Raw genomic sequence first — 25,488 nt, forward strand, 5'->3', positions numbered from 1 at the left:
TGAGCTATGGAATCTGATGATATAGAAAAAAAAAGTTTTGATAAGCCACTTGTTAATGAGGCTTTGATAATGGATATAATGAGTGGTAACGAGCCAACTTCTACCAATCAAATGCCGAAAATGGAAGTTGAAACTAAAGAAAGTAAAGCGAGGGATAAAAAGAAAGATACTTTCCAAAAGAAAATAATTTATGAAGAGGTATTTCTTACTAACCGCTATCCCTCTGGACGTAATGGAAAAGTAGTATACATAAGACCTGAATATCATGAGCGGCTTCTTCGCATCGTTCAATTAACCAGGGAAGAAAAGACGACACTTTACTCGTACATCGATAATATTTTTGAACATCATTTTAAAGAATTCGGAGCTGATATTACTGAGTTTTTTAATGCAAGGAATAAGCCTATCCTATAAGAAAATAGACATTATTCCATATCATACCTAAATCTATTATATAGTCATGGAAATAATCATTGTAATATGCCTACTCGTAATCATTGTATTATTGGTTGAGGATAAATTCGTCATCAAAAAAAGACCAGCTAGAAAAGAGAGCCAAAAGAAAACTGAGATAATTTTACCAGAAATAATGGGTTTACCCAAGCTTGCAACAAGACTTTCGGTGCCAAAGAATGCCTCTGCGGGCCAAAATAATCAAGCGGAAAATAAATCAAATAATTTAGCGATAGAAATCAATGAAGAAGATTTCGACATAGAAATTCCGCAGGAAGAGCCGGAAGAAGTTTTTGGGCAATTGCCTGATTTTGAAGAGGAGGAAAAGGAGTGGGGGCAATATAGAGTATCTGATGGTGAAGACGGTTTCGCCACAGGGGTGACCTTTGAAGAACTGAGTACCGTGGGGATGTTGCTGCAGCAAGAAAAGCCGGAGCCATCTTTAGAAAAAACAGCGGTTGATATTGTTCACAAAATACAGGGAACCGAACTTTTCAGCTTATTAGAAAACTCTATCGAGGGTGCATCGAGAAAAATAGCAGCGCTTTTGGACCGAAGCCTTTCAGCCGAAGAAGATGCTGGCTCTTCCTTTATTCAGAAAGATAATCTGGGCGGATTTAATATCGGGGATTTTGTCTAAAAGACAAGTCCCCGTTTTTATAAAAATCTTAAATAAAGGTGTAGCATGGAAAGAGAACTGCCAACGATAAATATTGAGAAAACAGAATTTGAGGTTGATGTTAATAGGTTTGAATTAAGGGAAAAGAACAATCCTTCTAATGCAATTTCTCTTTTTGATATGAGGGATCTTGGAAGGCATGATGGGTATGTGTTTGAATATAGTTTAAATGAAAAGAATATTCCCAGTATGTTCATGCGTTCCGAAACCGTGATGGTGAAAATTCCGGAATTGGTTATCCTCGACCCAATAGGTATGTCAGAGAAATACGGAGTTCCAATAGAGATGCTGAATACCACGAATGATTTTCATCTAATGGTTAATCAGGGGGCATTAGAAAAGCGGCTTGCCGGACATCTGCCCATTGTTGAAATTGCCGGACATCCATTTTATGTTGACTTGCGTATGGACATGCTTCGTCCTAAAGATGATTTCTTATCACAAGGAATTGTGTTTTCCAAGATAGAAGATTTTTATATTGAAGAGAAGAGCGAATATGCTATTCCGTATAACCCTAAAACTCATGAATTTCAGCAGATTGATCTTAGCTCGATAACAGAAATTCCTAAAGACATTATAGTGGTTAGCTTTCCACATGAAAATGTCCTGGATCCTATCGGATACAATAGAAAATATGGACTTGGCGAAATGGCCAACTTAAAGGAAAGAAACCTCCAATCTCATTTCAAAGCTGGTGCTGTTTCATGGAAAGAGACTGGGATACCAGAGGTCATTCGAGAGAATAAAGCAAATTCCTTAAAAAACGAAATACCCAGAGATAAGAATAAGAAAAAAGGATCTAAACTATAATAGACTTATGAAGATTGAATTAAAAAATATTCAATATAGTGAGGCACTTAGCGAGGAGACTCCTGCATTCGCAGCCAACCTATACATTGAAGGAAAAAAAGCTGGAGTTGCATCTAATCACGGGCATGGTGGCCCAACTGACTACTGGGCCGATGATGAAAACGGGAAACTTCTCATTGAGAAAGCAGAAAGCTTTTGCAAATCACTTCCGTCAGAGGAATTCAAGTCTGGTGATAAAACTTACAGTATTAAAATGAACCTTGAAAACTATCTTGATGAGCTTATCGGTAAGTATTTGCTGGATCGGGACATTAAACGATTTAACAAGAGAATCGAAAAAGAAATGGAAAGGGGAATCGTGGTCGGAATTCCTGATACATTCTATTCCGTATGGCGCTTTAAGATGCCTCTACCAAATTATCTCAAGAACGCAAGTGGATTGGAGTTTATTAAAAGTGCGCTTATAAAACAAATAATTCCTACCCTCAAGGAGGGGAAAATAATCTTAAATACCAATGTGCCAGAAAAAGTATTCAGAGAGGCGGGATTGTCAGAACAACAGTATGCCAAACAGGTGTCGAAAGAAGCAGTGAAAAACAATGAAAAAAATATTAGAAAGGGTCGAAAACTTTAAATTGTGAGAAACTTACACTTTAGGCATTAGTGAAACTAATGCCTTTTTTTGAAGGTAAATTACTCATTGTCAAATTGAAAGCACAGAGTTAACTCTAGTGATGGTAAGTATAGGGATTTTTATTTTAAATAAAATGATAGAGAAATACCACGTCGCCAACATACGCCGGTTTCAGCTGATCTTTAATGACAAGTATTGCTTCAATATTAACTTTAGTTATTCCCCTTAAGTTTGTAATAGATTTGAGCTTGGCTTTTAATTGCACCTCACTGTCTACCAGAACGGGTTGGCCAAACTTAAAATTCTCGATGCCGTAGTTTATTTCCATTTTGATGTTTCGAACATCTGCAATCTGTTTCCATAGATAGGGGATTAATGCTAGTGTTAAAAAGCCGTGTGCTATGGTACTTTTGAACGGTCCCTCTCTCTCAGCTTTTTCTCTATCTACGTGAATCCATTGATGGTCTAAAGTTGCATTAGCAAAGCTGTTAATCTGGTTCTGGTCTATGGTATGCCAGTTAGAAACCCCTAATTCTTTTCCTAAATGTGATTTATACTCTTCAAAATTATTTATTACTAACATAGTTTTTGATTTATGGACGAAATAAAAAATATCTGTTATTAGGACTTTCGACTCCGAAATTCAAATTAACACATTTCCTACTAATTAAACTATTCATCCAGATAATTCTCAGCTAGATTGCTTCGGTTGGAATCGCAAATTTTAGCATTATTAACATGGCAGTACAAAACCATTTTCATATTTAGACCATTTAATTAATATCATTTCTACCATTTATCAGGCGTCAAAATTTTTCAATTTTGACGCCTTTTTTTATTGTGTAAAATTACTTTAAAAGCCATTTAGAGCCAAGTTATTCCATTGGATTCCAGTGTGATAGGTTGGTGTTGCCCTCAGAATACATTTGTTCGAGATCCCACAAGGCGTGGAAAAATCTGTAACAAATAATTCAATTAAAAATGGAGAAACAAAGAAAAAAGCTGATACTGGCTGGCTTGATTGTGCTATCAGTTTCGGGCGTATTTGCGCAAGGTAATGGCTCCGCTGGAATCACGGAAGCCACCCAAATGGTAACCTCTTATTTTGATCCGGCCACCAAGCTAATTTATGCTATTGGTGCGGTCGTTGGTTTAATCGGTGGGGTTAAGGTTTATAACAAGTTCAGTTCGGGTGACCCGGATACGAGCAAAACAGCAGCAAGCTGGTTTGGAGCATGCATCTTTCTGATTGTAGCGGCTACGATTTTACGTTCATTCTTCCTTTAATCCTTTGCCTTATGAATAATTACAATATCAATAAAGGAATCGGAAGGACGGTAGAATTTAAAGGACTCAAAGCGCAATACCTTTTCATTTTTGCAGGTGGGTTACTGGGTGTCCTTATTCTGGTGATGGTTTTGTATATGGCCGGCGTTAATTCCTATGCGTGTCTTTTTACAGGCGTAAGTGGAGCTTCTCTGATCATCTGGCAAACCTTTGCGCTTAACAAGAAATATGGGCAACATGGCCTGATGAAGCTGGGTGCTAAAAAAAGCCATCCTAAGTATATTATCTGCCGCAGGTCTATTTACCGCTGTTTGAAAGTTCAACCGAAAACTCCTGCAGCATGAGAAATGTAAGTAAAGCAACTACGCTGGAAAGTAAATTTCCATTGCTGGCAGTAGAAAACCACTGCATCATTTCTAAGGAAGCTGATATCACTGCCTGTTTTAGGGTATTTCTTCCAGAACTGTTTACAGTGGCTGCTCCCGAATACGAAGCGATTCATTCTGCATGGCATAAAGCGATAAAAACACTGCCCGATTATACGGTGATTCATAAACAGGACTGGTACATCGACGAAAACTATTCACCAGACTTTGCAAAAAATGATCTGAGTTTTCTGGCAAAATCCTACCAGCAGCATTTTAACGAGCGGCCGTTTTTGAATCACGATTGCTATGTGTTCATTACCAAGACTTCAAAAGACAGAATGAGAATGCAAAGCAATTTCTCTTCACTCTGTAAAGGGGTGCTTGTACCTAAAGAAATCAGGGATAAGGAAGCGATTTCCAGGTTCATGGAAAGTGTAAGCCAGTTTGAAAGAATTGTTAATGATTGTGGGCTGGTGAAATTGGAGCGTTTAAGTGAAGAAGAGATTACAGGTAGTAATGGTAATCAGGGATTACTCGATCAGTACTTTACCTTATCAAGACAAGTTGGGGCCGCTTTGCAGGATATTGCAATCGGCGCTGAAGAAATGAGGATTGGAAATAATAGACTTTGTCTGCATACCTTATCCGATACGGATGATTTGCCCGGTAAGGTTTCTACTGATACCCGTTTTGAAAAGCTTTCGACCGATCGGAGTGATTGCCGTTTATCTTTTGCAGCGCCTGTGGGGCTACTCTTAAACTGCAATCACATTTACAACCAATATCTTTTTCTGGATAACAGTGATGATAATTTAAGAAAATTTGAAAAATCCGCCAGGAACATGCAGTCGTTAGGAAGGTATAGCAGAAGTAACCAGATTAATAAAGAGTGGATTGAACGTTACCTGAACGAAGCGCATTCCTATGGTCTTTCTTCAATTCGGGCACATTTTAATGTGATGGCCTGGTCTGATAATCCTGCTGAACTTAAACAGTTGAAAAACGATACTGGCAGTGCGCTAGCACTAATGGAGTGTAAACCCCACCACAATACCACTGATACGGCCACTCTCTATTGGGCAGGCATTCCTGGAAATGCAGGTGATTTCCCGAGTGAGGAAAGCTTTTATACGTTCATAGAACCGGCCTTGTGCTTTTTCACCGAAGAGACCAATTATCAGGACTCTCCTTCACCGTTCGGAATCAAGATGGCTGACCGCCTTACCGGTAAACCCATTCATTTGGATATCTCTGATCTCCCGATGAAAAAAGGGATCATCACCAATCGTAATAAGTTTATTTTAGGCCCTTCAGGAAGCGGAAAATCATTTTTCACCAATCACATGGTAAGGCAGTATTATGAACAGGGAGCTCACGTTCTACTAGTTGATACAGGAAATTCTTATCAGGGATTATGTGAACTGATTAAGGGTAAGACCAAAGGGGAGGATGGCGTATACTTTACCTACACAGAAGACAATCCGATTGCCTTTAATCCATTCTATACCGATGATGGAGTGTTTGATATTGAAAAAAGAGAAAGTATTAAAACGCTGGTTCTCACACTTTGGAAACGTGATGATGAACCGCCAACACGAGCCGAAGAAGTTGCGCTTTCCAATGCGGTCAGCGGATATATCGAAAAAATTAAGAAAGATAACTCTTCCCCTTCTTTTAACGGATTCTATGAATTTGTAAAAGGGGATTACCGTAAGATCCTTCATGACAAAGAAGTTAGGGAAAAAGACTTTGATGTCGCCAATTTTTTAAACGTACTGGAGCCTTATTATAAGGGTGGGGAATATGATTATCTTCTTAATTCCGATAAGCAACTGGATTTGCTTTCCAAGCGCTTTATTGTGTTTGAAATTGATGCGATCAAGGACCATAAGATCCTTTTTCCAATCGTTACCATCATCATTATGGAAGTCTTCATTAATAAGATGAGAAGGCTCAAAGGTATCCGGAAACTCATCTTGATTGAAGAAGCCTGGAAAGCCATTGCAAAGGAAGGGATGGCTGAATATCTAAAATATCTCTTCAAAACGGTCAGAAAGTTCTTCGGCGAAGCCATTGTGGTTACACAGGAAGTCGATGATATTATCCATTCGCCCATTGTAAGGGAAAGTATCATCAATAATTCAGACTGTAAGATACTACTTGACCAGCGAAAGTACATGAACAAGTTCGATGAAATACAGGCAATGCTCGGACTGACCGATAAGGAAAAAGCGCAGGTTTTATCCATCAATATGAACAACGATTCATCGCGGTTTTACAAAGAAGTTTGGATAGGACTGGGGGGAACGCATTCGGCTGTATATGCGACTGAAGTCTCGGCTGAGGAATATTTGGCCTACACTACGGAAGAAACCGAAAAGTTTGAAGTGATGCAGCTGGCAAAAGAACTCGAAGGAAATGTTGAGCTGGCAATTAAAAGGATTGCCACTTACAAAAAAGATCAATAATAAAATTTAATAACATTTTAAAATCCAAAACAATGAAACAATTTATGTTAATGGCATTTGCTGCGCTGTTATTAGGGATAATGCCGGCCAAAGCTCAATTTGTGGTTACAGATCCAACCAATCTAGCCCAGGGTATTGTAAACAGTGCCCAGCAGATTGTACAAACTTCCAGCACCGTTACCAACACACTTAAGAGTTTTCAGGAAGTGCAAAAGGTCTACACGCAAGGAAAAGAATATTACGATAAACTTAAAGCTGTCACCAATCTGGTTAAGGATGCGCGAAAAGTCCAGCAGACGGTACTAATGGTCGGGAATATTTCGGAATTGTATGTGAACAATTTCGGGAAAATGATCAATGATCCCAACTTCTCACCCCAGGAATTAACAGCAATAGCCTTTGGTTATTCCAAGCTATTAAATGAAAGCGGAGATCTGCTCAAAGACTTAAAGCAGATCATCAATGAATCAAGCCTTTCTATGAATGATAAAGAAAGAATGGAAATTGTCGATAAGGTATACAAAGAGGTGAGTGAGTATCAGAAGCTTGTGCGCTACTATACCAATAAGAATATTTCCGTGAGCTATTTGCGGGCTAAAAAGAAAAACGATGCGCAGCGTGTGCTACAGTTATACGGTTCGTCGAATCAAAAATATTGGTAAACTCTTTTTTAATACAGTAAATTATGGAATTTGAAAACCTTCATGAAGTCCTTCGATCGTTATACGACGAGATGCTTCCAATGTCCGCCACGATGGCGGCAGTTGCTAAAGGTGTTGCAGGTTTAGGGGCATTATTTTATGTCGCCCTTAAAGTTTGGCAGGCATTAAGCCGTGCCGAACCAATCGATGTGTTCCCACTTTTAAGACCATTTGCTTTGGGACTTTGTATTATGTTTTTTCCCACGATTGTATTGGGAACAATCAACGCGGTACTCAGTCCTGTTGTCAAGGGTACCCATAGTATGCTTGAAAACCAGGTTTTGGACCTCAATAAACTGCAGCAACAGAAAGACCAGCTCGAACGCGAAGCGATGCTGAGAAATCCCGAACAGGCTTATCTCATTTCTGATGAAGAGTTTGATAAAAAACTGGAGGAGCTGGGGTGGTCACCATCAGATCTTGGGACAATGGCAGGAATGTATATGGAAAGGGGAAGTTATCAGTTAGAACAAAAGATTAAAAACTGGTTTAGAGACTTGCTTGAAATTCTCTTTCAGGCAGCGGCGCTGGTTATTGATACGATACGGACATTCTTTCTAATCATTTTATCCATTCTGGGTCCCATAGCCTTTGCTATCTCGGTTTGGGATGGTTTCCAGTCGACATTAAGCCAGTGGATTTCCCGATATGTGAGTGTATACCTGTGGCTGCCGGTGGCAGATATTTTTAGTGCTATGCTGGCTAAGCTTCAATCGCTAATGCTTGAAAAAGATATTAATAGCCTATCTGATCCCAACTTTATACCGGATGGATCTGACACCATCTACCTGATTTTTATGATTATCGGTATTGTGGGTTATTTCACTATTCCTACGGTAACAGGCTGGATAATTCAGGCAGGAGGAGCTGGTAATTTCATGCGTAATGTTACGCAGACTGCGCAGAAAGCTGGAAATGTGGCAAGTGCGGGCGCGGGTGCAGCAGCAGGAAATGTTGGTGGCCAACTTTTGAAATAATTAAATACACAAAAATTAACCAACATGGAATTTAAAACACTTAGAAACATTGAAAACAGTTTCAGGCAGATCAGGCTATATGCCATGATATTCGCTGTGCTGTGTATTTTGGTGGTGGGTTATGCTGTCTGGCAATCCTATCATTTTGCTGAGCAGCAGAGACAAAAAATCTATGTACTAGATAATGGTAAATCTTTGATGCTTGCCTTAGCCCAGGATGTGACAATCAACAGGCCTGTGGAAGCACGGGAACATGTAAGGCGTTTCCATGAACTCTTTTTTACGTTGGCTCCTGATAAAAATGCTATTGAAAGTAACATGAAACGAGCTTTTAATATGGCAGATAAAAGTGCCTTCAATTATTATAAAGATCTTTCAGAGAAAGGCTACTACAACAGGATCATTTCAGGTAATATCCAGCAGCGCATCGAGATCGATAGCGTTCAATGCAACTTTGATACTTATCCATATGCGGTACGCACCTATGCTAGGCAATTCATCATCCGGTCAAGCAACCTAACGGAAAGAAGCCTTGTAACATCTTGTTATCTGGTTAACTCCGTTCGATCCGATAACAATCCGCAGGGCTTTAACATCGAAAAATTCAGCGTCCTGGAAAATAAAGATCTGCAAGTCGTTGACCGCTAAAATAAGCATAACATGAAAAAGCTAAAATTATTTATTGATAGCTGTGCAAACAGGTTAGAAAAACGCTGGCAGAAATTATCTGCCAGGGATCAACGAAAGTTTTTGATTCTATTTTTTACAGGCTATCTGATGGTTACAGGGTTTGTGATTGTGACGGTTTGGTATGATGCCAAATCCGAGAGCAACATGCAGAAAGCTAGGATCGATCATATCAGGAATCCTACATTAAAAGCAGATACACCATTGAAAGATTCTTCATCAATCATTTTAAAAAATAATCTATATGAAAGAGAATGATAATAGTAAAGGAGAGGTTAGGATAACCGAAGTAGGGGAAAAGCCAGGATTTGAAACCGAAAATACCTCAAAAGATAAACTACAGAAATTAAAGAAGCCGATTATTTTCTTCTTGATGGCAATTGTTTTTGCCGGCTGTATGTATTTGATCTTTGTGCCATCTACAGATAAAAAAGATCTGGAGCAGGCAGGATTGAATGAAGCGGTACCTCAGGCTACCGATGCAGGAATGCAGGCGGATAAAGGAAAAGCCTATGAAAGTGAATTGCTCGAACAAAAAGAGTTGGATAAAAAGAAATCACTTTCAACATTATCTGACTACTGGAATGCGGATAGCATTAAATCACAACCGAGCGCAAATAACGTGCAAACTAATCCTGTGGTTTCCACTCCTGATCATCAAAATGATGCGATCAACAGCTACCGCAATATACAGGGTACGTTAGGCTCATTTTATCAGGACAGGGGAGAAACTACTCAGTTGCAAAATGAGGTAAAGTCTTTAAAAGCCCAACTAGCCCAACGGGAAATTCCACAAACGAATCCTGTGGAAAGTCAACTGGCGTTGATGGAGAAGAGTTACCAAATGGCAGCTAAATATTTCCCCAATACAGCTTCGAAAACAGAGGAGAAAATTGGTAAAAGCCCAAACGATACAATGGACAAGATTGAATCCAAGGCGTCAGCAAATGTTTATCCTGCACAAAAAGGCATTGTTTCCGCGTTGTATCGTGAACCTTCAGACAGCGCATTGTTGGCTGGTTTAATCCGTATGGACGGCAGAAACTTTTTTACTGCGGGAAGAGTAAATGATGAGGTTCTGCAGGCAAATAGTATTCGTGCCTGCATTCAGGAGACTCAAATTGTTACTGCTGATAATAGCGTGCGAATAAGGCTTTTAGATCCAATACGGGTTGCGAAAATGGTGATTCCTAAGGGAACAGTAGTGACCGCTATTGCGAAGTTTCAAGCTACAAGGCTTCAACTCCAGATCAGTTCTATAGAATTTTCAGGTAATATTCTTCCTGTTGACATTATGGTATACGATCTGGACGGTCAACCAGGGCTATCGGTTCCTTATTCGCCGGAAAGAAATGCACTCACCGAAGTGGCCGCCAACATGGGCAATACATCGGGAACGAGTGTTTCATTGAGTTCCACAGCCGGTCAGCAGATCACTTCAGATTTGAGTAAAAGTTTGGTTCAGGGCGTTTCGGGATACTTTGCAAAAAAAGTAAGGACCCCAAAAATTACCCTGAAAGCAGGATATCAACTGTTTCTTATGGCCAAAAAATAATCATTAATTCAAAAAGATAAAAAATATGCTACAATTTAAATTTATCATGCTGGTGTTATGCCTTGTGGTATGCGCTATAAAACTACAAGCTCAGGAGCAGGATAGTATTGCTCCCATTGATACGGTGTCAGCCGACTCCAGACTAAAGGCAGGGAAAGTAGAGCCTTATTGGCTTACAGTAACCTATGATAAGACTACCCATATTATTTTTCCTTCGAAAATAAAATACGTTGATCTGGGAAGCGAATATCTTATTGCGGGAAAAGCTGATGGAGCAGATAACGTGCTGCGGATCAAAGCAGCTATACGTGATTTTGAACCGGAAACCAATTTTTCGGTGGTTACTGAAGACGGCCGTTTTTACAACTTTGATGTTTTCTACAGCCGTTACCCAACGACTATAAATTATGATGTGCTTAAAATGCTTCAGACGGAGAATAAAGAAAAAGTTAATGATGTGCTTTTCGAAGATTTGGGTAGCACCCAGCCTTCGATGACCGAGGCCGCAATGAAGACGATCTATAGCAAGAACAAAAAACTGATTAAACACATCGGTTCATACAGTTTTGGAATCAATTTCATGTTAAAAGGAATTTACATATACAATGGCCAATATTATTTCCACATCGAGCTAAAGAACAGTTCCAATGTCCCTTTTAATGTAGATTTTTTGACGTTTAAAATTGTCGATAAGAAGACCGCCAGACGTACAGCAGTACAGGAAAATGACCTGGTTCCACTAAGGACATATGTTTCCATGGAAAGCATCATTGCTGGAAAAGTTGAAAGGAACGTGCTTTTGTTGGAACAGTTTACCCTTGATGATGATAAAATTCTACGCATCGAAATTTTTGAGAAAAACGGGGGAAGACATCAGACTTTAGAAGTTGAAAATGCAGATCTGATCCGGGCTAAACCTGTTACCGAACTGAAATTAATTTATTAACCTTTAAAGCATATCGAAATGTATAAATATATAATTACCGTAATGATAGGTTTACTGAGCACAAAGTGCATGCAAGCGCAAAGGTTGATTAAAGGACAGAAGGGTTTTGAAATTGGTGCCGGAATAATCTCTGATCAAAACCCCTTTCATGAGTATTTTTATCTGCAGGCTGGAATGACTGTTAACGCAAAAAACGGGAATTATCAATTATGGTCTGTCGAGTACAGTTATAAGAAACACGAATTTGAAAGTTTTAATATACCTGTTGAAACCTATTATGCAGAAGGAGGGTATAGCTTTCGTTTGCTGGGAGATTGGGCAAAAAATATTTCCTTGAATCTTGGTTTAACAGGAGTTGTTGGATATGAAATTATTAATCGGAGTGAAACTACATTACCCAGTGGAGCTGTTATACAAAATAAGGACAGTTTCGTGTATGGAGTTGGCTTACGTGTTTCTTTAGAAACTTATCTCACCAATAATTTTGTGCTTTTACTGCAGGGGAAAGCGAAAGGGATTTGGGGAACCTCGGTCGAACAGTTCAGACCATCTGCAGGAGTTGGAATTCGTTATATTTTTTAATGTTAAACCTTACAATAATGAAATATCTTATTATAAAAAATATATTTTCAGCAGGACGCCTAAAGTCTATACTGTCCATGACTGTTGTATTGATGTTCTCATGCACTATAATCTCGTGCGATAAAGAATTGGATATCCAGACAGATTTCCCATTTGATGTTGAGGTCATGCCAGTACCAAAAACTATTGGCAAAGGAGAAATGGTCACCATAAGGTGCAACATTAAAACAGAAGGTAATTATGACGGGACCAAGTATTACATCAGATATTTTCAGTTCGATGGAGCCGGGAAGTTGATACTGGGAAACCAGAATAAGCTTACACTAAGTCCGAATGATTCTTATTATTTACTTAAGCAAGAATTCAGGCTATATTATATTTCAGAATCTGATGTCACGCAGGCTTTTGATATTTGGGTCTTTGATAACACTGGGCATGAAAAAAAGATAAGCTTTCAGTTTAATAATACGCAGCAATAGGCTGTAGTGCAATCTAACATTCTGTATAATACAAAGTCGGATATCTACATTGGATATCCGACTTCTTCATTTCACTAAATTCAAAGTTAGACTTATTCAATACTTTGGAAACTTCCTCAATACTGATTTCAGTCCGGTTTCGTTCACAATTCTTATATGGAATTTGATAATAAGATAGGGGAGATCCCTACTTAGTTTTACTTCAAGTGATTGTGTGGTAGTCTTTATTTAAATCTGCTCCGAAGTTTACCCTATCACCGTTTATTGTATATGGGAATACCGCCTGATACTTCTTTCTGCGGTTAGAAAAAATTTCTATGACGACTGTATCGTAACCGTCCGCTTTGCCGGTAAGAACTATCGCTGAGGCTTTGATGTTTTCATCTTCCAAATCTTGTAGTATCTGATTGAGAAGTAATTTGTAGTCTGTTTCAATTGAGCTACATTCCGCTTCGTTTATAGTATCTATAACTTGACTATCAGCCTGCAAGATTACTCGAAAAGGTTTAAAATTGCCCATTTCAAGCAAGAAAAAACCTGCCCGTTCTTTTATCGCTTCAATAAGTTTTTCCATGCTTTTTGGATTTTTATAGCTGCACTTCTGCTTATATTTTATTAATAATATTGGATCTTTAGAAAATTAGGGTGGATTTCATTAAATGAATCCACCCTAAAAAAGAAAAAACATTCAAATTGACTTTTGAATCAGTCTTTTAGACAAAGGGTATTATACTGTTGCATTATCAGATATTTTCACTTCAATCAATGATGAACTCATTTTATGATAAAAGTCTACTGGCACTCGCTGAAAATATATTAATCAGAACCTCAGAATTGGTTTTAAAATAAAGGGTAATGAATCAACACCCTTTTTTATTATCAATATATTTAAAGCAGAACACTATTTATTTTCAATTAATTCTAAAAATAACTACTGTAAATTCTCGTTTATTTTTTCATTGTTTTCCTCTGTAGTTAAAACAAAATCATCTTTTATCCCCTCTACAAATGTACTTCCATCTAAAATCCCCAAGACATGTGACAATGTATTAATCTCTATAACTCGTAAGAATTTTAAAAATACTTCTTTTTCCTCTCTTGAAAAATCGATATACATCGATAGAATTCCTTTCCATACCAGATCCGTTGCTTGATTCGTTGTGTCTAGTAATTTTTTATAGAACTCTAAGTTACCTTCAATGATATCTATACTGAGAATTTTCACTAATTCTTCTGATTTGATATTCCTTTTCTTGATTATTCATATAGTTCTAATTCATCTTGTAAATCTGAATGTAAATCAGCGGGAGGAATTACAGTCCCGTTAGCATTTGGAGTAAGGAAGATATTAATCTAGGTTTTGTCATTCGTCATTCCTGGAATCCATTTTTCTAGGAAGTTGTCTAATTCAATGGGTTAAAGTACTTTACTAATTGTATTAAATTTATATTTTTTATTAGTATTGAAACTTTTTAATCCTCTATATCAGCTTGCTCCATATTAAATTTTTTTAATACGGAATATGCATTTTCTGAAATAGCTAAAATGTTTTTCTCAGAAATAAAAAAATCATCTTTATAAGGTTCCCCGTTAATTTTTGCCCATAAGAAGTTTGGCAGGTCTTTGTCGGGATAGATATCCAAAAAAGTGTCTGATTTAGAAATCAAAACCTCACTGAAGTGAATTCCTGTAAGATTTTCTTTTTCTATTCCTTTTCTTAATGCTTCTGTCATTAGATAACAAGGAAAAGATTCGATAATATCGTCTCCTAGCCATCCATCAAATTCGTAATGAAGATTTTTAATTAACGGTGGAAAAAAAGAATTATCCATTTCTGTTTTTTCGCCAAGTCCACCCGCTACTTCGGGTTCTATAAATTTATACATATTGCATTATTTTAATTGGACTATAAATTGAAGATGTTTACGATAGCCTGGAAGTGTATTACTATTAATCTTTGGATACTGATATCTTTCCATTTTCCATTAAAAATCTATATCCAAATGGTAAAGCCAAATATTTCAAAATATCAGGACGCGCAAATGCCAAATGATGAAAATGAACTGTCATTAAGGATTTTATGTTATCATCATAGTCATCGGTAATAAGCCACCATCCCGACATATGTTCTGGTGATTCATATCTGATTCCCTCTATATCTTTTCCCTCATAAACTCCCTGGGAAATGACAATCATTTGATTGAAATTTGGAAATTGGGTAGCTAATCCGTAATGTGAACATATTTCTGATTGATTTCTAATAAGTGAAATTGCAGTATCACAGCCTTTATTAAACTTAGAACCATCGGAGTTTATTTCGTATAGATCATAGCAGTCATTCTCGTCTAATCTAAATTGTAAAAGCCAAGAATAATAGGATATATTTTGGTTTTCCAAAATAGTAGGCTTATTTATAGTAATATAGTCGATCATGTACTTAACAACGCTTACATAATCCTCTCGATGTTGATTACCAATTAGGACTTTAAGCTCTTTATCTATGTAGGAGTTTAGTCCTTTAGTCTCAACATAGGTATTTGTATTTACATTTATTTCAATTCCTTTGTATGTAATCATATTTTTAATTAGTTATTTACTGAATTTAGGAAGTATTCCCTGTCTTTTCATTCCTCCAATTATCCCTCCTTGGCTTGCACTACAATATTTACAGTGAGGATAAAAAGTTTGAGGCCACCCATCTGGAACTAAAGCATTTGCTGGTTGGTGGTCTAAAATAAAATTTCCAGATTTTGTTCCTGGATTTACTTGACCACATGTATGACATCCAAGTGTATATCCCTGTTGATTAATTATAGTTCTTTCTTCAGTTGTAAAATTTCTACTTTTCCCATTTTTTGCTAGTAGTCCTTCACCTGCATAAGGTCCATTATTTAAAGTTCCGTTGGTTGCAACAGCTTCTTTTGAAATTGCCTTCGCTTCTGCATTAAGAATTCCTTTTTCGGCTGCTAATTCAGCTTTTGCTATCCCAGCCTCAGCTTGCAGAATTTTTGGGGCAGCTTTTCCTCTAGTGAGAATAATAGCTAAAGCTCCGACCGCTACTGCCTGCGTTTGGCTTTCACTATCCATGTTCTCGGCAGCGACGATTCCAATTAAATCCCAGATCATGCTATCCATCATGATCACTCCACCCTTGTCATTACAATGTCCACAATTCCAGTTGAGTGGCAATGGCTGTACTTGATGAGGAGTAAGAGTAATACCTGAAGACGTTCCATTACCGCTGTAACATACTGAGCAGTAGGAGGGCATAATGGATCCAGGATTGGAAGCTATAGCTCTAATAGGTGCATTTATTACAATTTCTGGAATATTGTAAGGATTAGCAGATCCGCCGAGTTCATTTGGCTTCGGATCTTCACCAGGACCATTTAAGCCATTAGGTCCGCCTATTTCCTGTCCGCCATTAATAGGATCACTTCTAAGTCCTGTTACATCCGTAAAGAACAATGGATTATTATAGGCATAACCATATGGGTCTAATGTAGAATCACTTAATGGATCATGCGTATTGAATCTTCCTATATCTGGCATATAGAAACGAGCTCCCAAATCATAAAAACCTGTTTCCTGTAGCTCTTTTCCTAAAAACTTATAGTTTGTAAAACTGGCCTGCCCTACAAAAGCATTTCCAGTATTCAGGTGATTCATCCCAAAGGGATAATAATCGTTGGCATCAATAATTGAAAGAGCGCCCTTGCTGTTTCTCGCAAAACTTATTCTGGCATTACCCAGATGATCTTTGTATTGGTAAATATACTGATCATTTTGATAATCATAAAATCCTTCAGCAGTTGGGAAAAATTTAAGATCGGGATTTTTAAGTTCGTTGTATAGCCCCGTTCCTAATTGCGGATTCTGTATTTCATTTAAGTCTGTAGAACTGAACGCCTGCTGTTCATAAGCATATTGTGTTTTTTCCAGAACACTACGAAGTTCAGGGAGAACTTCTCCGTTACCACTGCCTCCGATTTGATACTGAAAACCATCAAGATAATCTGATATATCTGTAACCATATAACATTGGAAAGGATTACATTCTAATCTCGGGCTAGACTTTTGCAGCTTAGTGCCATCTGCATTATACAGGTAGCTTAACGTTGCAGGAAGTACAAGGTTTTGATACTCTATTTTACTAGGGAGATCCAGGTAATTGTAGATGATATTGGATAAATTTTTATCCACCATTTGTGTCATATTGCCGTTTAGATCATACTTGATCTCGCTTCCTCCACCTTCATAACCTGAAGGATTGCCTGTATTATCGATAATATTAGAGACTTGATTTCCGCTAGTATATATATAATTAAGCTTATCAATAACAGTAGCGGTTGTGGCCAGATTCTCAGTGACTGATGTTCTGTAAAGATCTGTTATGTTTCCGTTAACGTCATATCCCAGTGATTCAGTATGCTCTCTGCTATATGGATTTTGGGGATTCTGATAATAACCAGCAGTAAGCCTGTTCATCCCATCGTAGGCATAACCATATCTTTTTGGAGTTAGTGATGGATTGTCACCTATGGATTCAATGGCTCTCCAGTCTACTTCTGTAATGTTACCGTTATATCTTGGTACAACATCCTTCCCTGAAAATAATCCCGAATCAGGATTGGTGATACCATCTTTCTGATTGTACTTAATTTTATATGAAAACAATTTGCCTCCCATATCAGCAATTGCCATTTGATCTTTGTTAATATCTGTCAGCCATCCTCTTATATTATAGTTATAATCAATACTCTGTAAGTTGTATCCAACTTTCTTGTTCACAAGTTGAGAGAGTTCATTATAGGTATTCTCAGAAAGGAGCTCTTCGGGCCTGCTGTCCACCGTATGATAGTGACGTTTCAGCCTGTTCTGGCTATCGTAGACAAAACGCTCACTTAAGGTAACAGCAACTTCTCCGGCTTTTCTAAGATGGTATGTGTTTATTTTTTGTGCTACCCCCGCAAAATTCAACAGCATTTCGTTTTTGGTATATCCACCCAGATGATTGATGGAATAGGATCCAATTACTCTATTTTTAGTATCATAATACATATAGTTTTTAGTCCAGTCATCATTCTCGATATTTTTCACAAGACTAATAGTAGGGCTCCCCTGCGTGTTTACGGTTTGTGTATTGGTTAAAACAGGCTGTCCTAAAATTGAAGACGGAAAGGGAGGGTTAAAACTATATGCTGGATAGCTGTCATAATAATTGACAGATAAAATTTTTAGCAAACCAGCGGAAGGATATGTATTGTTCTGGTCGTAATACACATCCATTCCTTCTCGATTAAAAGAAATATTTTGAGTCCTTTTTACGTTATTGATTCCAAAAGCGCTTGCATTTGTCTGCTCCATACTTCTTTCTCCTCCTGAAGCAATACCTGTAAATGCGACTCTACCATAAGAATCATACTTGGTAAATAGCCATTGCCCCTTTGTTTTTAGTATGGCATCACGTGTTGCTATTGGCCTATCTTGCTTGTCATAAACCATATATTCCCAGCCTTTTCCGGGGAATTTCCTTTCTACAACACGATTGCGGCCATCATATCTATTTTCATAGCATAACGCACTACGCTTCGTTTCATTTGTCGCAATATCTGTTTCTTTAGCAGCTAATGGAGGCAGAATAAAAACCAGATGGTCGTATTTATCATAGATAAAATAAGTGTCTGCAAAATTTCCTGAATTCCCTCTTCTTTCTAAAAGAGTTTGACCCTTTGTATTTTTAAATACCAGTTTTTCGTTCCCATCCTCGTCCTTAATTGAATTTTTAAACAATTGGGATGCTCCATAGAAACCGGCATCTGTAAGTGTAGCCTTTGATGATCCATCTATCCATGCAGATGTGGTTTTAAAATATCTGACCTGATCTGAGGCTGAATTTGCATAATACCCTAGAAGAACAGGTTTATTGTTCCAGTCATTTCCAACCTGGACTTGTTGTTGTACTCTGTTGAGTGGAGAACTCTCGATTGTTTTTTCAGTGAAAATCTTTTCTCCGATGTAAAAATTGGTTGCATCAGTAACTGGATAAGCTGTCATTCCAGATGTCTGTCCATACAAAGCACCATTGGAAGACCCTGACTGTGGAATGGGATAATAATTTCTTGTTTTTTTGCCGAAGGCATCATATAAAACAGGTTGTACAAGGTCATTTCCTAATGGTGACCCTTTTACATCTATGACCTGCCGGAGTCTTCCTAAACCATCAAAATACTTGACGGCTTCAGATTTTTTTGTACAGGTTGAATCCAGGCAGTTTTTGGTATACATATAATTTTCAGTACCAGATAGTCCTGTTTGTGCCTGTGTTGCTACTGCAATGAATAAGCAGAGTATGTTAATAATATATGTTTTCATCAGTTAAATGTTTAGTTAATTGGAAGAGTGAAGTCCAAAAGAATTACTGTGTTATTAGCAGGAGGGCCAGAAGTAGCTCCCGGGAGGAATTTCACATAAATATCTCCGTTAGGATTTACTGTTATGCCCCAAACACCACTCGAGTACGTAGAAGCAGTTCTTACATTCGGACTTAAGCAAGTTCCAGTGATCTTACCTACAAGAACACCGTTTTGCCAATCAAGACCCGATTGGTAGACATACTCCATTTTGACTTTATAAGTCGTAGGCATAGCACTATTAATGTTGATACTCGCATAGTGCCAGTTAGTGACGGTTGGACCTGGGATAATATTACAGGAAAATGTACTACAGGTACCGTTGTTATTCGCGTAATTCTGTCCGTTAGTATTAACATCATTTTGTGCTTTATTGTCCGCATCATCTTGACTGGACAACGAAGAATAAGTATTTTCAGGAACTACGTAAACTGAAAAGCTCCCAATCCCGCTGCCACCACAATCTTTGGCAAAGGTTCCCTTTTTTTCAGAATTGAAAAATCTGGTAGAAGAATAATTATATTTATACTCATTCAATGTTTTTCCATCAATGTCAAGGACTCTCTCTAACCTATTGCTTCCATCGTAAACATATTTTGTTTTCAATCCGGAAACCGCGGTATTGTTTTTCAATCCGATCATGGGATCATATGAATATGTGCTGATCTGAAAATCTTTTAGATTAGGATTGTTTTTAAATGTGGCTAATTCAGACAAAAGCTGGTTTTCAGAATTTTCATCTAAATCTAGATTTGATTTATTGACGATTTCAAGCTGGAGGTAGGATGTATTGCTCGAGGGATCCAGCCCGAATGCCTGCATGACCTGCGCGTAGGTAGCACCTTCAATTCTGGCAATAGGTTGTGTTTGCTTATATCCCCAGATAACCACTGCAGATCCCTGAGGTCCAGTGATCTGAATAATATTTCCCTTACTGTCATAGATGTCAAAAGAAATATTTTTGACCCAGTCATTAGTACCATAATCATATGTAAACTGGGCATTTGGAGCTACTAGACCATTGGTAGCTGCATATGTTAATTTAGTTTTTGCAACCTCTTCATTTTCATTTTTTCTGACACTTCCGGTATTTAACTGCTCAAAGTTCACATCACCACTTAACAGGGCATCATTCCCTTCAAAAGCATAATCATTAATTCTGGTATCATTATTTAATGGTCCAGATGATGTAATAGTCTTTACGAGATTGAAACGGTTCGTATAAGTAATGCTTCTCTGTCTGCTGACTGTACTGCCTGCTAAATAATCCTTTTCATTTACAGTTATTAAGTTGTTGCGTTTGATCAATGAAGATGTATATTGGGCTGATAATCCCTGGAAGTTGGCATCATAAGTTGATGCGATAGGATAATAAAGTATTCTCGTTTTTGGAAATACGGTAGGTTCTACTAAAGTAGGCCCGGGATATTCTGTTGCTGAGTAGATATACTGTGATTCTTTAAGAAGATTGCCCAATTTGTCACTTATTTTCGTGTTTAAAATATTTCCTCTTAAATAGTCATAGTTAAACATTTTAGAGGCAAGACTCGATTTAGAAAATAGATAGCTATCCATAGCCATGTTTACATTCACTCCTGAAATCTGCCAGTTGTAGTTTTGAACCTCAGGGTGTTCCGTATAACTGCTGAATTTAAAGTCTGTATATCCTCCATCTGGATCGATCTTTCTTGATTCCGGGTAAACTACATAGCTGCCATGAGATTTGTTTACAAATGTGCTGTATGAGCGTGAAATGCTTGATTTAACTTGATTTGGTGCGCTTAATGCGATGTCTTCGTCCGAAGTTACCATTGGAAGGGAAGAGGCCTGACCACTTCCGTAACTGTATTTTGTTGTTAAGGTTTTATTGGTTATTGGGTCCATCATTTGCACTTCTTTGATTCTCAGTCCACCTCCTTTAATTATGGATCCTTTCCAGTTAAATTCATGAGGTTCGTATATATATTTTTGAACGCCCTGTGTTGGATAAGTAATGCTTTTTAATGTCCACGCCTGTAAATTGTCCAAGCCGGAAACTCCCTGCTCAAATTGACCAGATGTCATCACTGGGTTAAGAGCCGGAACTTTTAACGGTGAATAATATGAAAGGTTGATGTTGTTTCTTGTTTCTTTATATTGGTAGAGAAATGGTTGTATTGGAAAACCATAGGAATCTTTAATTGAAGATTCAACAATGTCATTTTTAAACCCGAATACGTCTTTATTTAGAGATGCTATTTTTGGAAGCGTCTTATCTTCATAATAAGCAAAATTATAAGTTTCTTTGTTCTGGTTATTTTCCCCAAAACCTTTTTCGACTGCAAGTAGTTTCAGTCTTTTGCATACATCGGCGTCTGTACATCCCGAACTAAAATAGCCATATACGAAACCGTACTGCATTACAACTTGTCCTAAATTATTTTTTATTAAGATTGATTTCAAAAGGGGTTCTTTGACAAAGGGGTTAACTATAGACTGCCCCCATATTTCGCCCACATATTCTACAGCAGGTGCCAGTGGTATTTCACTCAATACCATATTTCTGGTAATTTTATCTTCCCTCGCATTTTCGTAGATAAATATGATCTCAGCATCATCTGTTTTGATTTTAGAAGGAAGTTTTTTTATATAGACTTCTTTTGTAGTGACATCATATTGCTTAATGGCTCTGGTATAATTGGTGACTGAACCATTGTCTACCCGGTGGACCAACTTATCCCATGCTTTATCATATTTTACATTTTCGTTGTATCTAACCAAAGGCTGATAATTAACTTGCAAGACATTCTTTGTGGTGTTGTCCTTTATTTCTGTTAGCTTTAGTCCCGTGTTATAACTCATTGTTGTAGCGCTTTTGCCTCCTGCAAGACCTCTAAAAGCTACATCCTGTGTACCCGTAGCAATTTGAATTCGTTCCAGTTCGGAAAAGGTATAGGTAAACTTATCTTTATTTATTTTCACCTGTTGGGTATCGAAATTATTGCCTGGTGTAACCTGATCGCAGAGCCCTGTCGTGGTGAATAAATGGTAATAGACAAAAGGACCAGCTGGAGGCTGGGGGCAGTCTTGCATCCTTTTTCTATCAACTACCAAACCATATTTTAATGCTTCTTGTTCTGCGGGTTGTGCTCTGGTAAAAGTAATATTAGCAGTATTATACCCCTCCAATTCTCTAACATTAAAATCCCTGTCAATAAAAAATTTGCCTGAAAGAGTTGGGGAATTGACTGTATAATAATCGGGAAAGTCTGTGACGAGAGGAACCTGATCTAGCATCCTTAAGTATGCTTTCCAATTATCTCTCCCTTCATTATCTTCATAGTTTCCATTCACCTCCTTGATGATTTCCCCCACAGAAGATAATGTCCATCCTAATCCTACTTCGCTGGCATATTGGTCTACCTGAATCCCATCTGCATTATACATTAACTTGATGGGAATTTCCAACCCGCCAAAACTGATCGTATACAAAGGAATTGAGATGTCGGCTTTTCCCACATAAGTATTCACTGAACCAGAGGCGATGACATTAGAATGGAAAGGATTGCTATCGGGTTGTGCATCGTATACAGCATCAGTAACGGTTTGTGCTGAAAAGCTTAGGCTGATAGAAACACACAGTATTGAAAGTAATTGTTTCATCATTTTATTTTTTAATTAATTTAGCATTAGCTGTTTTATTAGAGTCGGTTTTAATCACTATCAGGTAAACCCCCTGAATGAGATTCTGGGTATTGATCTTGGTGACTTTGTTCTTGGTCTTAAAGTTTTGCAGCTGCCTGCCACCCATATCGTACAAAGTAATATCCGCTTCTTTAAATTCAAAGCCAGTTTCTACATACACATAATCCGTTACCGGATTCGGGTAGATTTTGATTTCTTGTTTTTCGATCAATTTTTCGATCTGGTTGTCACCAAGTTTTACAATCTTCCAGTTCTCTTTTCCAAGTTCTTCGGCACTGGTTCCGGCCAGTATCATAGAACCGTCCCTGTTAAGCTTTATATCAGATAATCTTTCTTCTTTCTTTCTGGATTCTCCTTTTACATATTTTCTCCACTGCTCATTGCCATCCTGATTTAAGTATAGCATCCAGAAGGTCTCATCATCACTTTCTATTCGGCCTTCTGCCTGAGTATATCCACCGAGTAGAATTCCTTTTGAAGATTTATCATCAGCTGAATGCAGGACACTCATTCCCATCAATACATCTCGATTTTTGAAATTGAAAGATTTCTGCCAGATCTCATCACCTCTTTCATTGAGTGAAATCAGCCACAGATCGGTTCCTTCTTCAATACCAACGGTTTTATTGCCTGATCGTTCGGATCTGGATTCACCACCGATGAGATATCCATTTGAAGTCAATGCCAGCGTTCTTAAATGGTCATCTCCTTTTCCTCCATAATTCTTTTCCCATTCTACTTTCCCATCTTTATTGAGTTTGATGATCCAGTAATCACCTTCACCAAAGTTTTCGGTCTTCTTTGAACCTCCAATATTGCTTCTGGAATATATCCCTAACAATGCTCCGCCATCTTTGGTAGGAATCATTTTCTCAACTTCATCAAGTCCTTTTCCTCCCAAAATCAATTGTGAGAGTTCTTTTCCGTTTTTGTCGAGTTTTATAATCAGAACATCTTTTGAACCATAACCTTTAATAGAATTTTGGACATTTCCAGCAATGAAGAATCCAAGGTTTGTGGTTTGAACAACAGCCCGGGCTTCTTCATTAGAGTTGCTTCCAAGGGTTTTCTGCCACATTTCGTCACCAAATTCATTGAGTCTGATTAACCAAATGTCAGAACCGCCCTTGGAATCTTCTTTTTTATCCAACCCTTTAGAGGAGTATGAAGTACCAGAAACTAAAAATCCTCCTTCTTGCGTAGCTATAGAAGAGGATAAGTAATCATGATTCTCACCAGAGAAGTACTTTTCCCAAACTTGTTCACCCTGCTGATTGAGTTTGACTACATGGAAATCGTAACCGTTGCTTTGCTTATTCTCGGTTGTTTGTACTTTGGGTATTTGAATAGTACTTCCTGTAATTAGATACTGCTGATCTAGTGTTGTGCTAACCTGGCTCAAAAAATTCTGCGTTGGGGATTTAATATCCTTTTGCCACAAAATCTCCTGGGCATTTATTGAGATAATACAGCATACCATAAGTATACTGGTGTAAGTTTTTTTCATAGGCATCTGAGTTATTTTGAGATGATAAAATTATTCTATACTGAAATTGTACAACATGGGATTTACCCGATATTTACATCCGTGTTTTTACGGTAATACAATTGAATATTATATTATTTATTCGTGCAAACTATTCGTGCAGGTCTATTTGTGACATAGCGAAAATAGAGGAATGGTGTTCTTTTGTTATTATACCTGTTATAAAATTATAAAGATCAGTTACGCTTGATCATATTATTCTCTAAAGTTTTAATAATGTCTATGGTTTAATTCTCAGTTGTATGATTTATTTTTGTTATTGTATGAGAAAAAGTATAAATTGAATTTTTATTGGTTAGTTTTTTTCAAACTAAGATATCAGATCATGAATATTTTCTTACTTTCTTTAGTTGACAAAAGTATTGAAGGAGCGATGATCAGGTTCTCGCAGACTCCTATAAAATCCGCTCTGATGAGTAATACTCATCTCGAAATGCTTGGTAATTTGGTCAAAAAGATTGTGGATACTTATTGTAGTTTCTTCAAATGCATTAATATGGCTCCTGTTCAATACCAGTATAATCCCAACAGAATTAAAAAAAGATTTGAAGTCACAGCAATAAAAGACATCCCACTTAATGAACTTGACAAAAAACTTCTTAGTCTAATTACTTTTCCAATCAAAACACCTATTATTCCAATCAATCTTCATATACATCAATCCGGCAGGATTTTTCTATATACTGGCATTGGCGTTTTTGAAAGCATGAATAATACAATTGTGTTTTTTCTGTATGAGTTATCTATCTCTGATGACCTGATACGATATACTCCTACATCCCTCAGGTATCTGGAAGAAATTTTATTTGAAGTTGATCTTTCAAAGTATAAATCGATACGGGAATTGGCGAATAGCGTCGGTAAGAATTACAATAAGTTCCAGCAAGATTGCAGGGAATACTTTAGAGACACCTTTCATCAGTTTCACAACAAAATTAAAATGATGGAAGCTTTAGAAGATGTAATGTTGAGTAATTACAGCTTAAAAGAAATCGCTTATAAAAATAATTTTTCAGATTATAATAGTATGTATACGCTGTTCCGGAAAAAATACGGTTTTCCCCTTCATTCTATCCCTAGACTAATGTTCGAAATTTAAGCGCTATTGTTCGATTTCCCCATGTTAGTACGATTTCGCATGTTTCCAGTATTATTCGAAGTATTTTTACTACTAATTGCTGTGTTTTAGATACTTTTTACAATTTTATTCGATTTTTTT

At 37.5% G+C, this 25,488-nt stretch carries 24 protein-coding genes; 16 read left to right on the forward strand and 8 right to left on the reverse strand.

What is annotated here, in order from left to right:
- Window positions 1-6 precede the first annotated feature (6 nt).
- The 4 genes from SB679_RS09155 to SB679_RS09170 are packed head-to-tail and all read left to right on the forward strand — an operon-like array spanning window position 7 to window position 2,576.
- A complete protein-coding gene (locus SB679_RS09155; protein WP_410701943.1) occupies window positions 7-414 on the forward strand; it encodes a DUF3408 domain-containing protein in 408 nt (135 codons plus the stop codon).
- A 46-nt stretch (window positions 415-460) separates the two neighbouring features.
- Window positions 461-1,093, forward strand: a complete 633-nt coding sequence (locus SB679_RS09160) for a conjugal transfer protein TraD (protein WP_410701944.1) — start codon at window positions 461-463, stop codon at window positions 1,091-1,093.
- A gap of 45 nt (window positions 1,094-1,138) precedes the next feature.
- A complete protein-coding gene (locus SB679_RS09165; RefSeq protein WP_410701945.1) occupies window positions 1,139-1,942 on the forward strand; it encodes a hypothetical protein in 804 nt (267 codons plus the stop codon).
- Window positions 1,943-1,949: 7 nt separating this feature from the next.
- Entirely contained in the window at window positions 1,950-2,576 is a 627-nt protein-coding gene (locus tag SB679_RS09170; protein WP_410701946.1) for a hypothetical protein, read from the forward strand.
- Between the two features lie 124 nt (window positions 2,577-2,700).
- Here the strand turns inward: SB679_RS09170 and SB679_RS09175 are convergent, their stop codons facing one another.
- Window positions 2,701-3,159 (reverse strand): MaoC family dehydratase, encoded by a 459-nt coding sequence (locus SB679_RS09175; RefSeq protein WP_410701947.1) that lies wholly within the window; start codon window positions 3,157-3,159, stop codon window positions 2,701-2,703.
- Window positions 3,160-3,557: 398 nt separating this feature from the next.
- Between SB679_RS09175 and SB679_RS09180 the strand changes: the two genes are divergently transcribed.
- The 11 genes from SB679_RS09180 to SB679_RS09230 are packed head-to-tail and all read left to right on the forward strand — an operon-like array spanning window position 3,558 to window position 12,626.
- Window positions 3,558-3,863 (forward strand): DUF4134 domain-containing protein, encoded by a 306-nt coding sequence (locus SB679_RS09180; RefSeq protein WP_199156151.1) that lies wholly within the window; start codon window positions 3,558-3,560, stop codon window positions 3,861-3,863.
- 11 nt (window positions 3,864-3,874) lie between these two features.
- On the forward strand, window positions 3,875-4,207 hold the full coding sequence (locus tag SB679_RS09185) for a DUF4133 domain-containing protein (RefSeq protein WP_199156152.1): 333 nt from the start codon (window positions 3,875-3,877) through the stop codon (window positions 4,205-4,207).
- Entirely contained in the window at window positions 4,204-6,699 is a 2,496-nt protein-coding gene (locus SB679_RS09190) for a TraG family conjugative transposon ATPase (RefSeq protein WP_410701948.1), read from the forward strand. The genes SB679_RS09185 and SB679_RS09190 overlap by 4 nt, the downstream gene beginning before the upstream one ends.
- Window positions 6,700-6,731: 32 nt before the next feature.
- On the forward strand, window positions 6,732-7,361 hold the full coding sequence (locus SB679_RS09195; RefSeq protein WP_410701949.1) for a DUF4141 domain-containing protein: 630 nt from the start codon (window positions 6,732-6,734) through the stop codon (window positions 7,359-7,361).
- A gap of 23 nt (window positions 7,362-7,384) precedes the next feature.
- Window positions 7,385-8,377 (forward strand): conjugative transposon protein TraJ, encoded by a 993-nt coding sequence (gene traJ, locus SB679_RS09200; protein WP_410701950.1) that lies wholly within the window; start codon window positions 7,385-7,387, stop codon window positions 8,375-8,377.
- 24 nt (window positions 8,378-8,401) lie between these two features.
- Complete coding sequence (gene traK / locus SB679_RS09205) at window positions 8,402-9,025, forward strand: conjugative transposon protein TraK (RefSeq protein WP_410701951.1); 624 nt, start codon at window positions 8,402-8,404, stop codon at window positions 9,023-9,025.
- A 12-nt stretch (window positions 9,026-9,037) separates the two neighbouring features.
- A complete protein-coding gene (locus SB679_RS09210) occupies window positions 9,038-9,322 on the forward strand; it encodes a nitrogen regulatory IIA protein (RefSeq protein WP_410701952.1) in 285 nt (94 codons plus the stop codon).
- Window positions 9,309-10,619 carry a conjugative transposon protein TraM gene (gene traM / locus SB679_RS09215; protein ID WP_410701953.1) on the forward strand — a complete coding sequence of 437 codons (1,311 nt, stop codon included), beginning with the start codon at window positions 9,309-9,311 and terminating at the stop codon, window positions 10,617-10,619. The genes SB679_RS09210 and traM overlap by 14 nt, the downstream gene beginning before the upstream one ends.
- Window positions 10,620-10,635: 16 nt before the next feature.
- On the forward strand, window positions 10,636-11,565 hold the full coding sequence (gene traN, locus SB679_RS09220) for a conjugative transposon protein TraN (protein ID WP_410702100.1): 930 nt from the start codon (window positions 10,636-10,638) through the stop codon (window positions 11,563-11,565).
- An 18-nt stretch (window positions 11,566-11,583) separates the two neighbouring features.
- Window positions 11,584-12,147, forward strand: a complete 564-nt coding sequence (locus SB679_RS09225) for a conjugal transfer protein TraO (RefSeq protein WP_410701954.1) — start codon at window positions 11,584-11,586, stop codon at window positions 12,145-12,147.
- A gap of 17 nt (window positions 12,148-12,164) precedes the next feature.
- On the forward strand, window positions 12,165-12,626 hold the full coding sequence (locus SB679_RS09230) for a DUF3872 domain-containing protein (RefSeq protein WP_410701955.1): 462 nt from the start codon (window positions 12,165-12,167) through the stop codon (window positions 12,624-12,626).
- Window positions 12,627-12,828: 202 nt separating this feature from the next.
- Here the strand turns inward: SB679_RS09230 and SB679_RS09235 are convergent, their stop codons facing one another.
- The 7 genes from SB679_RS09235 to SB679_RS09265 form a co-directional block, all read right to left on the reverse strand.
- A complete protein-coding gene (locus SB679_RS09235; RefSeq protein ID WP_410701956.1) occupies window positions 12,829-13,200 on the reverse strand; it encodes a hypothetical protein in 372 nt (123 codons plus the stop codon).
- Between the two features lie 357 nt (window positions 13,201-13,557).
- The gene (locus SB679_RS09240; RefSeq protein ID WP_410701957.1) at window positions 13,558-13,851 is read right to left on the reverse strand and encodes a hypothetical protein; all 294 of its coding nucleotides are present in this window, start codon (window positions 13,849-13,851) and stop codon (window positions 13,558-13,560) included.
- Between the two features lie 247 nt (window positions 13,852-14,098).
- Window positions 14,099-14,512, reverse strand: coding sequence for a hypothetical protein (locus tag SB679_RS09245; RefSeq protein ID WP_410701958.1), 414 nt, complete (start codon window positions 14,510-14,512; stop codon window positions 14,099-14,101).
- 64 nt (window positions 14,513-14,576) lie between these two features.
- The gene (locus tag SB679_RS09250) at window positions 14,577-15,203 is read right to left on the reverse strand and encodes a hypothetical protein (protein ID WP_410701959.1); all 627 of its coding nucleotides are present in this window, start codon (window positions 15,201-15,203) and stop codon (window positions 14,577-14,579) included.
- Between the two features lie 12 nt (window positions 15,204-15,215).
- Entirely contained in the window at window positions 15,216-19,001 is a 3,786-nt protein-coding gene (locus SB679_RS09255) for a DUF6443 domain-containing protein (RefSeq protein WP_410701960.1), read from the reverse strand.
- A gap of 11 nt (window positions 19,002-19,012) precedes the next feature.
- Window positions 19,013-22,684, reverse strand: a complete 3,672-nt coding sequence (locus tag SB679_RS09260) for a DUF5977 domain-containing protein (protein ID WP_410701961.1) — start codon at window positions 22,682-22,684, stop codon at window positions 19,013-19,015.
- Between the two features lies 1 nt (window position 22,685).
- A complete protein-coding gene (locus SB679_RS09265; protein WP_410701962.1) occupies window positions 22,686-24,230 on the reverse strand; it encodes a T9SS type A sorting domain-containing protein in 1,545 nt (514 codons plus the stop codon).
- A gap of 364 nt (window positions 24,231-24,594) precedes the next feature.
- On the opposite strand from SB679_RS09265, the gene SB679_RS09270 reads away from it, so the two are divergent.
- Complete coding sequence (locus tag SB679_RS09270; RefSeq protein WP_410701963.1) at window positions 24,595-25,368, forward strand: helix-turn-helix domain-containing protein; 774 nt, start codon at window positions 24,595-24,597, stop codon at window positions 25,366-25,368.
- The last annotated feature ends 120 nt before the right edge of the window (window positions 25,369-25,488 follow it).

This window comes from Chryseobacterium sp. SIMBA_029 (assembly GCF_046535275.1).
In the GTDB taxonomy this organism is placed as follows: Bacteria; Bacteroidota; Bacteroidia; order Flavobacteriales; family Weeksellaceae; genus Chryseobacterium.